This window comes from Bacteroides sp. AM16-24, assembly GCF_003471885.1.
GTDB lineage: Bacteria > Bacteroidota > Bacteroidia > Bacteroidales > Bacteroidaceae > Bacteroides.
The window spans coordinates 1-14,249 of sequence record NZ_QRKI01000017.1; the positions used below are offsets into that span (position 1 = coordinate 1).

Below are 14,249 nucleotides of genomic sequence, written 5' to 3' on the forward strand. Positions count from 1 at the left end.
TAAACAAATTATTAATCAGAATTCTGTTGCATTTGCAAGTTGAATTCAGCTTTGAACCAACTCTTCGATTTCTTTCCCTAAATTTTCTATCTTTAAAATATTGGTCTGCTGAATATTAATCTCAGCAAACATTTGAATTGACAACTGTAAAACAAGTCCATCCAATTTCCATTGTCGAAGTTCTGCCCCATTCGTGCATGTTCGTGGTTTATCTTTACGATTCACTCTACCATAACATTTGTAAGTACGTCCACCACTGATATAATTTTTAGATGTTTCATTTGATTTCCCTACAGAAAAATTAGCACCGCATTCGCCACATACCATTAAATGTTTCAATAAATTCTCATGCCTGACTGCATTATTCTTATTATAATGCGCTTTGGAAAGTTTATCTTGGGCTTGCTGAAACAACTCATCTGATACAATTCGCAGACTTTCCACATGTTCCGAATATTCATAAACAATCTCTCTATCTTGCCTTTCGGATAACGGAAGTGGATTGGTAGGGTCTGGTTTATAAAATGTTATTCTACGATTACCTTTATATAACTCATTGTGCATAAGTCTGTTTATTGTAGAAATACGCCATTTTAAATTATCTGTATCAAATTTATACTCTTTCACCTCCAATCCTTTTGCTTCTCTATTCTTCTTGTACTCATTCAATTTTCTTACGTATGGAGCAGGTACTTTCTCAGCATTCAATATCTCTGATATTTGAATTGAAGAATATCCACCAACATACATTTCAAAAATACGGGTAACAATCTTACTTTCGATAGGATTTATAACAATCTGTTTATTTTCATTGTGCATATACCCATACGCATGTTCATCCCCTCCTCCATGACCAGCTTGAACTTTTGTTATCTTGCCGCTTAATGAACGTTCAACAAACAATTCTATCTCATAGCTTGACATAACGGCAAGCACATGCAATAAAATAAGACTACCTACATCTTTATTACTATCTCTTATCCACAATTTTTGTTTATCAAAATACAAGTTAATGCCTTTATCTATAAACAATTTGATTTGTTCTAATAACTCCGTAGCATTTCTTGCAAGACGAGAAAATTCAGAAAATAAAATTATGTCAATATCCCCATATTCAACTCTTTCAAGCATCTTGGCATATTCAGGACGAAACTCTCCCTTTTTAAAACCACTAATAACATCTATGAAAATATCCTCTTCTTCAACGTTCCAATGGTTGTCTTCTGCAAACTTCAACAATTCCTCTTTTTGTCTATCAGTTGTCTGTTGTTGCGTACTAACACGACAATAGATTAGTACCTTCTTATCCATATTATTCATTATCTTTGCACTGTTAATTACATCAATATCAATTAATATGGAAACAAATATAGAAATAAATAAGCCAAGTCCCAAGTTTCAGGATGTGTCAATCGCACCTATGCATACTTGCGAGCATATAGTTAACCGTACCATGATGAATCTTTTCGGCTGTGGACGGTCAGTATCCGCACATATAGAGAGAAAGAAAAGTAAACTGGACTATTCTTTGGAAACTGCTCCTACTGAGGAAGATGTGAAGCGATTAGAAGAAGCTGTAAATGATGTGATTGCGCAAGGATTGGATGTTACCACAGAATTCATCACGCAGGAAGAAGCACAAGGACGCTTTGACTTGAAACGTCTGCCGGAGGATGCTTCGGAAACCGTACGCATAGTGAAAGTTGGTGATTACGATGAATGCCTCTGCTTGGGAACGCACGTAAAGAACACCTCCGAAATAGGAATCTTCAAAGTGATCAGCCATGACTGGAATGAAGGAGCAAAACTGTGGAGAATGCGTTTCAAATTAACAGCGCTATAAAGCAATTTTATATAAAAACCGTACAAAACGGCATAAAACAAGTAATTTTGTCAGAACTTTAGTGACATTTTGTTAATCAGCAAAACTAAAATCAATTGGCACACGTTTTGCGATTATGTTTGTGAACGACGGTTCAGGAACTGCATGGGAATGATTAAAAAACGACTCCCCGAAAGCAGTTCAAGACCGAAAGTTCAGAACTAACCGAATGTTTAACTTAAAGGATAGGAGACTAAAATTATGATGCCTGTTAGAAGAACTCAAAATTGGTTACCAAGTATCTTCAATGATTTCTTTGATAACGAATGGATGGAAAAAGCCAATGCAACCGCTCCGGCTATCAACGTACTGGAAACGGAAAAGGAGTACAAAGTAGAATTGGCTGCTCCGGGAATGACCAAAGATGACTTCAATGTTCATATCGACGAAGACAACAATCTGGTTATCAGCATGGAAAAGAAGACTGAGAACAAGGAGGAAAAGAAAGACGGTCGCTATCTGCGTCGTGAATTCTCATACTCTAAGTTCCAACAGACCATGATATTGCCGGACAATGTGGACAAGGAAAAGATTGCAGCACAAGTAGAAAATGGCGTGCTGAACATCAATCTGCCGAAATTCTCAGCCGAAGAAAAACAGAAGAATAAGAAATCCATTGAAGTGAAATAAGGTTTCCGGTGAACCCAACAGATGAATTAATCAAGACGGGCAACTTCTTTTGCGAGAAGTTGCCCGTTTTTTTATATCTCCGGATGTATTTATTTTGCTTTACGCACTTCTTTCAGGAAACGATTGGTCAGCCATTTGCGTACCGGTTCGTCATAGAGTTTCAGGCAAGCATAAGCAAGGACGAAAGCTCCGACAAAGGTCAGTATCATATAAGGAAGGCCTTCGGTAATGGTCGCATTATTGTTGCATGCCCAGGCTGTATATGTATATATCAGCGGATAATGAGTGATATAAACGGGATATGAGATATCGCCCAGAAACTGACAGATACCTACAGAGCGTTTTCCCGTAACTTTGCCACCGGCTCCCATCGAAACAATGACCGGGAAGATAAAGATAATGCAAAGTGCCTCATAGAGTCCATTCATCCAGAAACCATCTTCACCGCCAATACGGGGAACAGAAAGAACTATCACAATCATCAGGCTACACCACCAGAATGCGCGTTTCTTCACCCGTATGAGCCAGCCCAAGCGTGAAAGCAACAAACCTGCAAAGAATGGATAGAGCAAACGGACAAAGCCCACATACTGCTGTTCCCAATTCAATGCCCATCCGCCCACGATATCACCATTGGGCGCAGTAAGGCAGAGATGCAAAGTGGCACAGGCTGCCAGAAAAACAAGAATAGACAAAGCAACCTTGTTGAACTTACGGACAAACAGTGCGTACAGGATATTGCCGATATATTCATAATAAAGCGACCATGCCGGCCCATTCAACGGGTGCATTTCCGTCCACCCACGAATGTCCCACTTCAAAGGAAGGGGAAGTAATGTACAGCCATAGAGCATGATTATCAAAACTGTTCCGACCGATATATTATCCATATTCGGGAAACAGGGAGATTTCTGGAAGAAAAAGAAAAGCGCACCGATAATGCTACCTATAATTACCATAGGATGCAGACGGATGACACGGCGTTTGAAGAAAGTACCGATACTCATCCGGTTCCAGCGGTCATCATAGGCATAACCGATTACAAAGCCCGAAAGCATAAAAAAGAAGTCAACGGCAAGATAACCGTGATTAATGATTTGCGTGAGATGGTTGCCACCTGCATGTGCTTCGAAAAGATGGAATATTACGACCATAACAGCCGCCACTCCACGCAATCCATCCAGGATTTCATAATGCGGCTTAGAGGCGAGATAAATTGTCTGCGTGTTCATTAGGATATCAGATATAATTAATTTGGATGCAAAAGTAGGATAAAATGTGGAATTACTGAAAGGTACATCAATTATTCTTTCTGTAACTCCTCACCGCCCACAAATTGAAGAACACCGCAAAGGCCGTCAATGCTCCCAACTGTGGAAGTAGCTCCACAATGCCGCCACCCCGCAGGTAAATGGTACGCATCACCTCTACAAAGTATTTCAGCGGATTGAGCGCAGCAATCAGTTGTGCCCACTCCGGCATACTGTGTACGGGAGTGAACAAGCCGCTCATCAGCATCAGTATCAGCATAAAGAACCACATGACGAACATGGCCTGCTGCAACGTAGCGGAATGATTGGAAATCACCAGACCGAATCCGGAGACCACGAACAGGAAGACCACTGCAAAAAGGTATATCGTCACAAAATGCCCCACAGGAAGAATGCCATAGAGCAACCATGCCAGAAAGAAACATATCGTAAGCACAATGAAACCTATCAGCCAATAAGGTATCAGCTTGGCAAGAATAAACGTCAGTTTGGAGACAGGCGTCACATTGATCTGCTCAATAGTGCCCACCTCTTTCTCACCTACCACATTGAGCGCCGGAAGAAAACCGCAAATCATTGTCAGCAACATCACCATCAATGCCGGAACCATAAAGAGCTTATAGTTCAGGTTCGGGTTATACAGATTCTGTGCTGAAATACCGATCCGGGGCAATCCCATCCCGACAGACATTGCCCTTGCAGGTAATTCCGATTGCAACTCACGGGTATAGTCATTAATGATGGAAGACAGGTACGAGCCGCCCAATCCTCCCTTTGTACCATTCACCGCATTGACGGCAACCAGCAGGCGGGGGCTTTTGCCAGTCACCCAGTTCTTTTCAAAATCACGGGGAATCTCCAGAATAATATCTGCCGAACCGATTTCGATGGAGCGCAACCCTTCATTATAAGTATCAGGAAGAGCCGTTGTACGAAAATAGGTGGATGCGCCGATCTTATCCACAAGGCGGCGCGAAAGGACGCTGTGGTCATTATCCACAATGTTCAGATTAATGTTTTTTATCTCCAGGTTCGCTGCCCAGGGCATCAGTATCATAATCATGCAAGGGAAGATAAGAATCATCTTCGGCAAGAACGAGTTACGGAGCAACTGCTTGAATTCTTTTTCTATCAGAAACTTTATCATACCACCACTCTCCTATTCTAATCGGTTCTTAAACTTCTTGAAACTAAATGTAATCAGCGCAACCGCCATTACAGCAAGAATACTGACTTCCGTCAATACCAGTGAAATATCCACTCCTTCGATCATCAACTTCCGCACAGCCTGAATGTACCAACGGGCAGGAAGTACGGCCGAAATGCCTTGAAGCAGCAAGGGCATGCTCTCTATGGGGAATATCATACCGGAGAGCAGCATGGTAGGCATCATCAGTATCAATCCCGATGCAAGCATGGCAGCAACCTGCGTCCGCGTCACCGAAGAAATCAGCAAGCCCAGAGCTAAGGAAACGAAGATAAAGAGCAGCGATACCACAATCAGCCAAAACAAGCTACCCGCCACGGGAACATCGAGCACATAGACCGAGAGCAGCAAAATCGTTGTCAGGTTGACAAACGAAAGCACAAAGTAAGGAACTGCCTTGGCAAGAATAATGAATAGCGGCTTCACCGGAGAAACCAACAGTATCTCCATCGTTCCCGTCTCCTTCTCCCGGACAATGGATATGGAAGTCATCATGGCACAAATCAACATCAGGATCAGCCCCATCACGCCCGGCACAAAGTTGTAGACACTCTTCATCTGCGGATTATAAAGCAGCTTCACTTCGGGAACAATAGTGGAAACCTGCACTCCTGCCGGAAGCATTTCGCGTCCGGCAGAGGATATGATGTTGGCGGCATAACCGGTTTGTGTGGTTGCCGTATTGGGGTCGGTAGCATCGGCCACCAACTGTACACAAGCATCTCCGGTATAAACGTGATTCGCGAATTGCTCGCTGAAAACGACTGCCAGGTCAATGTCTCCCCGTCTGAAAGACTTCTCAACCTCGTCTGGAGTATTCAGATTCGTGGTGACGGAGAAATATTCACTCGCATCCAGACGGTCGATAATGCGCCGGGTGACAATATCATTCGACGGGTCGAGGACAGCGACACGGACATTCTTCACTTCCGTGGTTATGGCAAAGCCGAAAAGGATAATCTGCACCACAGGCATACCCAGCAATATCAGCATAGTTCGCCTATCGCGGAAGATATGGAAGAATTCCTTTCGGACAAAAGCTATAAATTGTTTCATTGTTCTTACTAATTATGTTATGAATCGGCTAATCCGCCGTACGCACCGCCTCCCGTGCCAACTGTTGGAAAACATCATCCATCGTAGCAACTTTAAATTGCCGTTTCAGTTCATCAGGCGTATCAAGAGCACGGATCACGCCATCCACCATGATAGAGATACGGTCGCAATACTCAGCCTCATCCATGAAGTGAGTGGTGACAAAGACAGTGATCCCCCGGTCGGCAGCCTGATAAATAAGTTCCCAGAACTGGCGACGGGTAGCAGGATCTACCCCACCCGTCGGCTCATCCAGAAAGACGATCTTCGGTTCGTGAAAGATGGAAACGGAAAAAGCAAGTTTCTGTTTCCAGCCCAACGGCAGACTTTTTACCAGCGTATCACGTTCAGCACTCAGCCCGATGCGTTCCAAAAGTTCATCCGTCTTGCGGGCTATTTCATCTTCTGACCTACCGTAAATCCCGGCAAACAGCCGGATATTCTCCCACACTTTCAGGTCTTCGTAAAGAGAAAACTTCTGGCTCATATAGCCGATATTCTTTTTCACGTCTTCTGACTGTGTAGCTATATCGAAACCGGCTACGCGGGCCGTGCCTCCTGTGGGATGGCTCAATCCAGTAAGCATGCGCATGGCGGTTGTCTTTCCGGCACCGTTGGCACCCAAAAAGCCGAATATCTCCCCACGATGGACTTTGAAAGAGATATGGTCCACTGCCGTGAAATTGCCGAAACATTTGGTGAGCTTATCCACTTCGATGACATACTCATCTTTCTGTTCCACCTTGCCGTGTTCCAGCCCCGGCGGACAGAGAATGCTTGCGAACTGGTTCAGGATACGTTCCGGAGTATCTATTCCATGTATCTGACCCTCATTGATAAAAGCAATGCGGTCACATTGGCGTGCCTCATCAATAATAGGCGTAGAGGCTATGATGGTGATGCCCTGTTCCTTCAACCGACGAAGCATCCCCCAAAACTCCTTGCGGGAAACAGGATCTACCCCTGTTGTCGGCTCGTCGAGGAAAAGCACATCCGGTTTATGGATAAGCGCACAACTCAACGCCAGTTTCTGCTTCATTCCTCCGGACAAAGCTCCAGCACGGCGTTTGCGGAAAGGCTCTATTTGCTGGTAGATATCCTTCGCCAATTCATAATTCTCCTCAATGGTAGTATGGAAAACAGTAGCAAAGAAGTTCAGGTTTTCTTCTACCGTCAAGTCCTGATAGAGGGAGAAGCGCCCCGGCATATAGCCTACGCGACGACGAATTTCTTTATAATCCCTCGCTACATCCAGACCGCACACCGAAGCATTTCCACTATCGGGAAGCAGCAAGGTGGTGAGGATACGGAAGAGAGAAGTCTTCCCCGCCCCATCAGGCCCGATAATGCCGAACAACTCTCCGGAAGGAACCGTCAAGGAAACACCCTTCAACGCCTCCACCGCCCCATATTTCTTGGTAACGTTATCTACAACAACCGCATGTTCCATAAACTCATCACTTTATCACTTATTAAACTCCACTCCCCCGTACATGCCTATCTTCAACAGCCCGTCATTGTGCACGGCAATCTTCACGGCATACACCAGGTTGGCACGTTCATTCTTAGTCAGGATAGTCTTCGGGGTAAATTCCGAGGTATCCGAAATCCAGGTTACTACGCCCGGATACTGCTTGTGCTCATCGGTGCCGTAATCGGAGAAGACGGTTACTTTCTGTCCCAGTTTTACCTGCGACAGTTGTTCGGAAGTGATGTAAGCACGAAGGTACATCTGTTCCGTATCGGCCACTTTGAAAAGCGGAGTGCCCATAGCTGTGAGTTCTCCCGCTTCGGCATACTTTGCCAGTACAGTGCCGGTTATCGGAGAGGTGATGTGGCACTTCTTCAACTGGTCTTCCACCTGTGCCACCTGAATACCGACGGATGAACTTTGCCACGTCAGGCTCTGGTGACTGTTGGACAAGGTAGAGTTCTGTGCAACAAGTTGCTTACGGAGCACTTCAAGCTGATCTTCCGCATCATCCAGTTGTTTCTGGTTTGCTGCACCTACCTTTAGTAAGTTCGCCACACGGTTCCGTTCGCGCCCGGCGGCAGATATTTGTTCTTTGGTGGCGGCTACCTGTTTCAGGATATCAGGGCGCTGTTCTTCGACGGATTTAATGCTCGCCTCCAGTTGCAGCTTCTTCAGGTAGAGCTGTACGGTATCTACTACACCGACTTCTTCACCGGCCTTCAACAACATTCCTTCTTCGATATCGAAATAAAGCAGGCAACCCGACGCTTCGGCAGATACAAGTACTTCCGTAGTCTCAAACGTTCCTGTTGCATCCTGTTTCGGGGCACCGTTTCCACAAGCGGCAAAGAGGGCCAATAGGGAACAAAGTCCCATTAAATTCCTTGATTTCATAATGATCTATATTTATATGCCTTTAATTATTCAATGTATATTTCAGATTCCAGATGTTCATCAGTAACTGCACCTCGTGCAAAGCCTTGGTTTGGCGTGCCAGGTTCTCGGCAGTGATTTCACGAAGCATATCGGTTACGGTCAGCGTACCGTTCTCCACTTTAGCTTCGGCAGCCTTGCGGATGTTGACACGCAAACGGATAATCTCATCATCATCCACCATCTGTCGGCGCATGGACTGGATGGCCGAACTTTGTTGGGTAGATTGCAGGTTGGCATTGAACAGGAACACATCGCGGCTGGTCTCCAGCTTACGGCGATTGTTATCTATCAGCCTCCGATCATTGCGCAACGTGTACAGGCTACCGAAGTTCCACGACATACGGACACCAGCTACATAGAATGCGGAAAAATCGTCTTTCAGCATGTTCAATCCCGGATTTCCATAAGCTCCCTGCACAAACAGCCCGAAGCGGGGACGGAAGCGCGTCTTCAATGAAGACTCCTGTACATTCAATTGTCTGCCTTGGGCATCGAACCAGCGAAGTTCCGGACGGTTGTTCACCAATGAAATGGATTCAAAAGTATCGGCAGGCTTCTCCAATGTAGTTTCGGAAGCGATTTCCTTTCCTGTAAAGATAGAGAGCATACTCAGATAGGCCTGTCGCGAAGATTCCAGTTCAATGCGTTTCTGCTTCGTGTTCAATATCTCCACGCTTACGGCATCCAGATCACTCTGATTGGCAATGCCGTTTGCCATATAGTTGGATACTAGCTGATGAGTGCGTCTCAAGTCTTCCTGCAAAAGCTGATTCTGCTTCAACTGTTCGTCCAACAACAGGATACCGAAGTATAGCTGATTCACACGATCATTCAGCGCATACATATCCACTTCTAGCTTCCCGCGGTCTATTTCCGAAGTAGCCTGGGTCAGTTGCTTCTTGGAACGGATACCTCCACCGTCCCAGATGTTCTGCGACACTTCCAGCATCACCTGATACTGATCTTTGGGCATACTTTTTATATCAATTCCCGGAACGTCCACAGGCAGCTTTGTGACATCACTTTGGTAGGTTGCTTTTCCCGAAAGGGTGAATTGTGGCAGATAGCCTTTTCCAGCATTCTCCAAGTTATACTCCCGCGCTTTCTCTATCAAACCGTATTGCCGCACCAGCGGATAATTGGTCTGTGCCGAGTGTTGGCATCCCTCCAGCGTGAGCTGCGCATGTGCCAGCATTGCCGCAAGAACAAAGGAAAAAAAGAGAATAGTTCGTTTCATTTCCATATACATTTCTTGTTTATTTCTTTATAGGACGCAAAGATAGAGTTTAAAAGTATATGGATACATTCTATTTGTGTGTAATGATGTTCTATTTGTTCGATTACCAGTATAAAAAGACAAGAAATTCCTGCGTTTTCTTATCTTTGCCACAGATATGGATAAGTTAAAGAAGAAAAAGAATATGGAAAAGAGTAAGCCCATGGAGCTTGGACTTGGCGAGCTGCTGAGTAATCAAAACATTGTAAACAATAATAGTTTCCGTTTTATCAACCGTGATCTTGGCATTGTCGTCAGCTTTGCCCAAATGGATAGCATCCTCTTTAGTACAGGGAAGCCTTACCGCACCAGAGAAAGCAGAATCATCCGGATACTGAAAGGTGAAGCACGGATCTCCATCAATCTGATAGAATATAAGGTAAAGGAACCAATGATTATTATCAGTCCTTGCAACTCACTAATAGAAATTATAGAAATCAGTGAGGATTATGACTTTCAGGTCATTGTTCCCGATAATAACTTTCTGCCTATCTCACAGGGGGGTGCACTGACGGATTCGTACACAAAGCATGGCATTTTCATCTCGCCCACAGAGGAAGAATTGCCGCAAATCGATGCTTTCTTTTCAATGTTATGGGATACTGTGCACAAAGTTCCATTCCGCCGGGAAGTGGTGCAACACTTGATTATAGCGTTACTCTATAATATAAGGTATATCCATGCAAAATGCGAGGAGTCTGCCCCGCTGCATCTCTCACGCCAGGAAGAGGTGTTCCATCGCTTCATCGGGTTGGTTAATGAACACAGTAAACGTGAACGTACCATCAGCTTCTATGCAGATAAACTGTGCCTGACTCCTCATTATCTGAGTACGGTTATTCGTGAAGTAAGCGGGCAGACAGTAATGCAATGGATTAACCAAGCCATCATTCTTGAAGCAAAAGTGCTGCTGAAACACAGTGATTTGTTGGTATTCCAAATCTCGGATGAATTGGGATTCCCCAATCCGTCATTCTTCAGCAAATTCTTTAAACGGATGACAGGAATGACGCCGGCGGAATATCAAAAGAATACATAATACAGCGAATGGAAGAACAGAGTCTGCAACCCAAGCCTCTAAAACGCCACACCTAAGCGGGGCAAATGCCACACCTGAGCAGAACAAACGCCACACTTCACGCTCGTCCAAGTGTGGCATCGGCACCGCTCAGGTGTGGCATCGCGGGCGTTGAACCGCAGCATTGAAAAACATTCAACTGAAAATGAAAAACTTTCATCTTATAACAAGATGATACGTTTCTGCATAATATCCATCAGTTGTGCCTTCAGCAACTTGGCATTGATAGGCTTGGGCATATATCCGTCGAATCCGCTTTCCATTACCTTCTGTTCATCCGAAGCATAGGCAAAGGCTGTAACGGCAATGATAGGAATCTTTGCAGAATACTTGCGGATCTCCTTGGTAGCCTCGTACCCGTCCATTACAGGCATATTGATATCCATCAATACAATCTGAGGATTATGTTCCCGGAACATTTCTACGGCCTCCATACCGTCCCAAGCATGAATCAAATGATAGTCGTACTTCAGGATGGATTCAAAAAGCTTATAATTACTTGCATTATCTTCTGCAACCAGTATGGTCAGTTTGTTTCTTTCTATCGAAACGGGTTGAATGTCCTTGGGCATCTGTTTCTTATCTTCCTTCACAGCCGGTTTGTAGGGAAGCGTAAACCAGAAAGTAGAGCCTTTTCCCTCTTCCGATTCTACGCCGATTCTGCCACCCATATGATCCATTAGCGTTTTACAGATAGAAAGTCCCAACCCGGTTCCCTGGGCAAAAGAATTCAGCTTGACGAAACGCCCGAAAATGTTTTGTTGCTTATCCTTTGGAATTCCACATCCGGTATCGGTTACATAGAAATACAACTCATTCTCCCGCATTTCATAGCCAAAACGAATGCTACCTTTTTCGGTAAACTTAATGGCATTTGTCACAAGGTTAATCATCAGTTGTGATAAACGGTTCTTTTCCGTATAGGCCATACATGGTCCGGCAGGCTCCACAAACTCCAGTTTCACCGCATCCGTCTTTACCCTCAACAAGAAACCACGCTCCAGTTCCCTCATCAACTCATTCAGTTCGATATTAGAGTAATTCAGCTCCAATGTTCCTGCCTCAATCTTCGACAAATCAAGAATATCACTGATGAGTTGCAGCAACAAGGTATTATTATTCTCGATGATGCTGACATATTCCTGCTTTTCCTGTTCTTCTTCGGTAGATGCCAATATCCCCGAGAAACCGACAATAGCATTCAACGGGGTACGAATTTCATGGCTCATATTAGCCAGGAAGGCCGACTTTAAACGATTGGATTCTTCGGCAAGCTCTTTTGCAGTTGTAAGCTCCTGCTCCATCTTCTTCCGGTTGGTAATGACAAGAGACGAACCTACCAAGGTCAATGGCTTTCCATCTTCATCACGGGCTTCTACGGCAGCCTGTGCTTCCACCCACTCCACCTTGTGCAGATTGTTTTTCTGCACATTGACGATACGGTATTCTTCTTTCACTTTTTCCGCCCGTCCTTCTATCAAATCCCGATAGGCCTGTTTCACCCGTTCACGGTCTTCCTTGAAGATTTTAGAGAAATACTGGGAATCGGGCACAGATAGTTGTGAATCTTCCACCTCCTGTTCGTCAGTGCTCAGTTCAATCGGTCTATTGATATCACACAGGATTGTTTTGCTCTTCAGATCCCACTTCCAGGGTACGATATTGGCAACTTCAAGAGCCATGGCCAGTTTACTATTGGTAGCGCTCAGCTTTTGCTGTGCTTTGTGCAGTTCTGTGCTGTTCAGGCAGAAGATATCAATCATATTTCCCTGATGGGTTCCTTTCAATACCACATCGTAAAAAGTATCGATGGCTTTAAAGTAGTAAGGGAATGTAATGGCTCTTTTCTCGGTCAACGCCATCTTTGTGAAGTGCAAGAATTCGGGCATGGATTCCGGGAATATTTCACTCCCTTTTCTGCCTATGACTTCTTCCTTACGATAGAAATGTTTCTCAAATTCTGAATTTACATTCCGGTAAATTAATTCAATGGGATTGCCGTTCTTATCGGTCACCAGTTCTTCCTGCATATAAAGTAAAGGCATATTGTTCACCAGCATCTTGTAGGTAGCCATTGCATCTATCTCGTTCTGTTGTGCTTTCTTTAATGCATTCAGATTGTGAATACGATATAGGAAGAACAGTGTAATAAGCAAAATAGAGAAGAGAGTTCCCAAGATGAAATACCGGTAATGCTCCCAAAATGTAAGCGGTTTATTCAGAAAACGGGTATTGGCAGGACATGCGGAAAGAGAAATCCCGTTACGCGCCAGTATTTCATAATTAATAATGGGTGCCCCATCTGTGGGAATATAGCAAGGAATCTGACGTGCCTGTTTGTCTTTTAATACATCCGAAATAGTTTGAATCAATGCCGCATCATACCGATCCTGATTGTAAGTATATCCACCCAACATACCTTCTTTTCCACTGGTTATATTTACCATACTAAGAGAAAAGATAGGGACGGAGGTAGCAGCTATAAGCTTGTGAGAATTAGTGGCTAACATGCTGTTACCGGCAAATGTGTATTTGTAGAACCATGAAGCGAACAGAACTCCCGTCGTTTTAGTGTCTACGAAATACAGGGAGTCCAACAACTGATTGGTTGTCATATTTTCAGCAGACCAAAATCGATACTTGATTTCCGGATATTTCGTATTCAGTTCTTGCTGGATAAGCGCAGAATTGTCTTGATTGACTTTACGCCCGTCACCTATAAATATAAACTCTTTCATGCCGGGAATCATCTGTTTCATTAGGCGAATATTTTCCGGAATATACAAATCGGCATACAGATAAACTAAATTGTAGGGATCAACCAAATAAGAGAGAGGAGTTCGTTCTTCTGGTATGGAAGGCCGCCTGTGGATATAAGCTTCATAAGAATCCAAATAATCTTCCTGTGCACAAAGTACAATGGGAATATCTCCCCAAGCTTTTCTATATTCATCCCGCAACAACAATGCCGAATTTCCCAGTAATAACAGCATGCGCGGAGAAAGATCTTTGTATTTATCGAATATATTGCGTTTGGATTCTTCCAGAATGGAATCATTTTCAACCAGCAGCATATTCAGATGCTCTATGTAGAGAGTAATTTCAGGGTCTTTTTGAACGAATTCCGTAACGTTGGAAATGAGCCGACTACTCCAAGGGGATGATTCCGTATATGAGTTTATACAAAGGATATAACTTTTACCATCTATCGTATCTTTTTGTGCAAAAGCCGAACTCACAAACAAGAGATAGAAAAACAGAAATAGGAAATATTTTTTCATCTGTACCAGAAGAATTTTATGTTATGCGAAATATTTGCTTGTTTCATTTTGCAATGCAAAAGTAGCAAAAAAAGAAGAAATACAATTTATATAAATAGAAAAGAGAACCTTTTTTTCTA

Annotated in this window: 11 protein-coding genes; 3 read left to right on the top strand and 8 right to left on the bottom strand. The window is 43.9% G+C overall.

The annotated features are described in order from the left end of the window. Positions 1-45: 45 nt before the first annotated feature. Positions 46-1,311 (bottom strand): recombinase family protein, encoded by a 1,266-nt coding sequence (locus tag DW182_RS17325; RefSeq protein ID WP_233564177.1) that lies wholly within the window; start codon positions 1,309-1,311, stop codon positions 46-48. 46 nt (positions 1,312-1,357) lie between these two features. On the opposite strand from DW182_RS17325, the gene DW182_RS17330 reads away from it, so the two are divergent. Then, positions 1,358-1,843 carry a hypothetical protein gene (locus tag DW182_RS17330; protein ID WP_118296321.1) on the top strand — a complete coding sequence of 162 codons (486 nt, stop codon included), beginning with the start codon at positions 1,358-1,360 and terminating at the stop codon, positions 1,841-1,843. A gap of 240 nt (positions 1,844-2,083) precedes the next feature. Next, positions 2,084-2,512: an Hsp20/alpha crystallin family protein gene (locus DW182_RS17335; RefSeq protein ID WP_007214301.1), complete on the top strand. Its 429-nt coding sequence runs from the start codon at positions 2,084-2,086 to the stop codon at positions 2,510-2,512. Positions 2,513-2,601: 89 nt separating this feature from the next. On the opposite strand, the gene DW182_RS17340 is transcribed toward DW182_RS17335, so the two are convergent. From DW182_RS17340 to DW182_RS17365, 6 genes are all read right to left on the bottom strand, one after another. Continuing rightward, entirely contained in the window at positions 2,602-3,744 is a 1,143-nt protein-coding gene (locus DW182_RS17340; protein ID WP_118296322.1) for an acyltransferase, read from the bottom strand. A 67-nt stretch (positions 3,745-3,811) separates the two neighbouring features. Continuing rightward, entirely contained in the window at positions 3,812-4,930 is a 1,119-nt protein-coding gene (locus tag DW182_RS17345; RefSeq protein ID WP_117694429.1) for an ABC transporter permease, read from the bottom strand. A 12-nt stretch (positions 4,931-4,942) separates the two neighbouring features. Next, positions 4,943-6,046, bottom strand: a complete 1,104-nt coding sequence (locus DW182_RS17350; RefSeq protein WP_118296323.1) for an ABC transporter permease — start codon at positions 6,044-6,046, stop codon at positions 4,943-4,945. A gap of 28 nt (positions 6,047-6,074) precedes the next feature. Then, on the bottom strand, positions 6,075-7,535 hold the full coding sequence (locus DW182_RS17355) for an ATP-binding cassette domain-containing protein (RefSeq protein ID WP_118296324.1): 1,461 nt from the start codon (positions 7,533-7,535) through the stop codon (positions 6,075-6,077). A 15-nt stretch (positions 7,536-7,550) separates the two neighbouring features. Further along, entirely contained in the window at positions 7,551-8,453 is a 903-nt protein-coding gene (locus DW182_RS17360) for an HlyD family secretion protein (protein ID WP_118296325.1), read from the bottom strand. A 22-nt stretch (positions 8,454-8,475) separates the two neighbouring features. Then, the gene (locus DW182_RS17365) at positions 8,476-9,738 is read right to left on the bottom strand and encodes a TolC family protein (protein WP_118296379.1); all 1,263 of its coding nucleotides are present in this window, start codon (positions 9,736-9,738) and stop codon (positions 8,476-8,478) included. Positions 9,739-9,916: 178 nt separating this feature from the next. Between DW182_RS17365 and DW182_RS17370 the strand changes: the two genes are divergently transcribed. Continuing rightward, entirely contained in the window at positions 9,917-10,810 is an 894-nt protein-coding gene (locus DW182_RS17370; RefSeq protein ID WP_118296326.1) for an AraC family transcriptional regulator, read from the top strand. Between the two features lie 200 nt (positions 10,811-11,010). On the opposite strand, the gene DW182_RS17375 is transcribed toward DW182_RS17370, so the two are convergent. Beyond that, entirely contained in the window at positions 11,011-14,130 is a 3,120-nt protein-coding gene (locus DW182_RS17375; protein ID WP_118296327.1) for an ATP-binding protein, read from the bottom strand. Between the last annotated feature and the right edge of the window lie 119 nt (positions 14,131-14,249).

Coding starts and splice junctions, on each gene's coding strand:
- DW182_RS17345 (WP_117694429.1), bottom strand. CDS start 4,930: ATGATAAAGTTTCTGATAGAAAAAGAATTCAAGCAGTTGCTCCGTAAC.
- DW182_RS17335 (WP_007214301.1), top strand. CDS start 2,084: ATGATGCCTGTTAGAAGAACTCAAAATTGGTTACCAAGTATCTTCAAT.
- DW182_RS17350 (WP_118296323.1), bottom strand. CDS start 6,046: ATGAAACAATTTATAGCTTTTGTCCGAAAGGAATTCTTCCATATCTTC.
- DW182_RS17325 (WP_233564177.1), bottom strand. CDS start 1,311: ATGGATAAGAAGGTACTAATCTATTGTCGTGTTAGTACGCAACAACAG.
- DW182_RS17375 (WP_118296327.1), bottom strand. CDS start 14,130: ATGAAAAAATATTTCCTATTTCTGTTTTTCTATCTCTTGTTTGTGAGT.
- DW182_RS17355 (WP_118296324.1), bottom strand. CDS start 7,535: ATGGAACATGCGGTTGTTGTAGATAACGTTACCAAGAAATATGGGGCG.
- DW182_RS17330 (WP_118296321.1), top strand. CDS start 1,358: ATGGAAACAAATATAGAAATAAATAAGCCAAGTCCCAAGTTTCAGGAT.
- DW182_RS17360 (WP_118296325.1), bottom strand. CDS start 8,453: ATGAAATCAAGGAATTTAATGGGACTTTGTTCCCTATTGGCCCTCTTT.
- DW182_RS17340 (WP_118296322.1), bottom strand. CDS start 3,744: ATGAACACGCAGACAATTTATCTCGCCTCTAAGCCGCATTATGAAATC.
- DW182_RS17370 (WP_118296326.1), top strand. CDS start 9,917: ATGGAAAAGAGTAAGCCCATGGAGCTTGGACTTGGCGAGCTGCTGAGT.
- DW182_RS17365 (WP_118296379.1), bottom strand. CDS start 9,738: ATGGAAATGAAACGAACTATTCTCTTTTTTTCCTTTGTTCTTGCGGCA.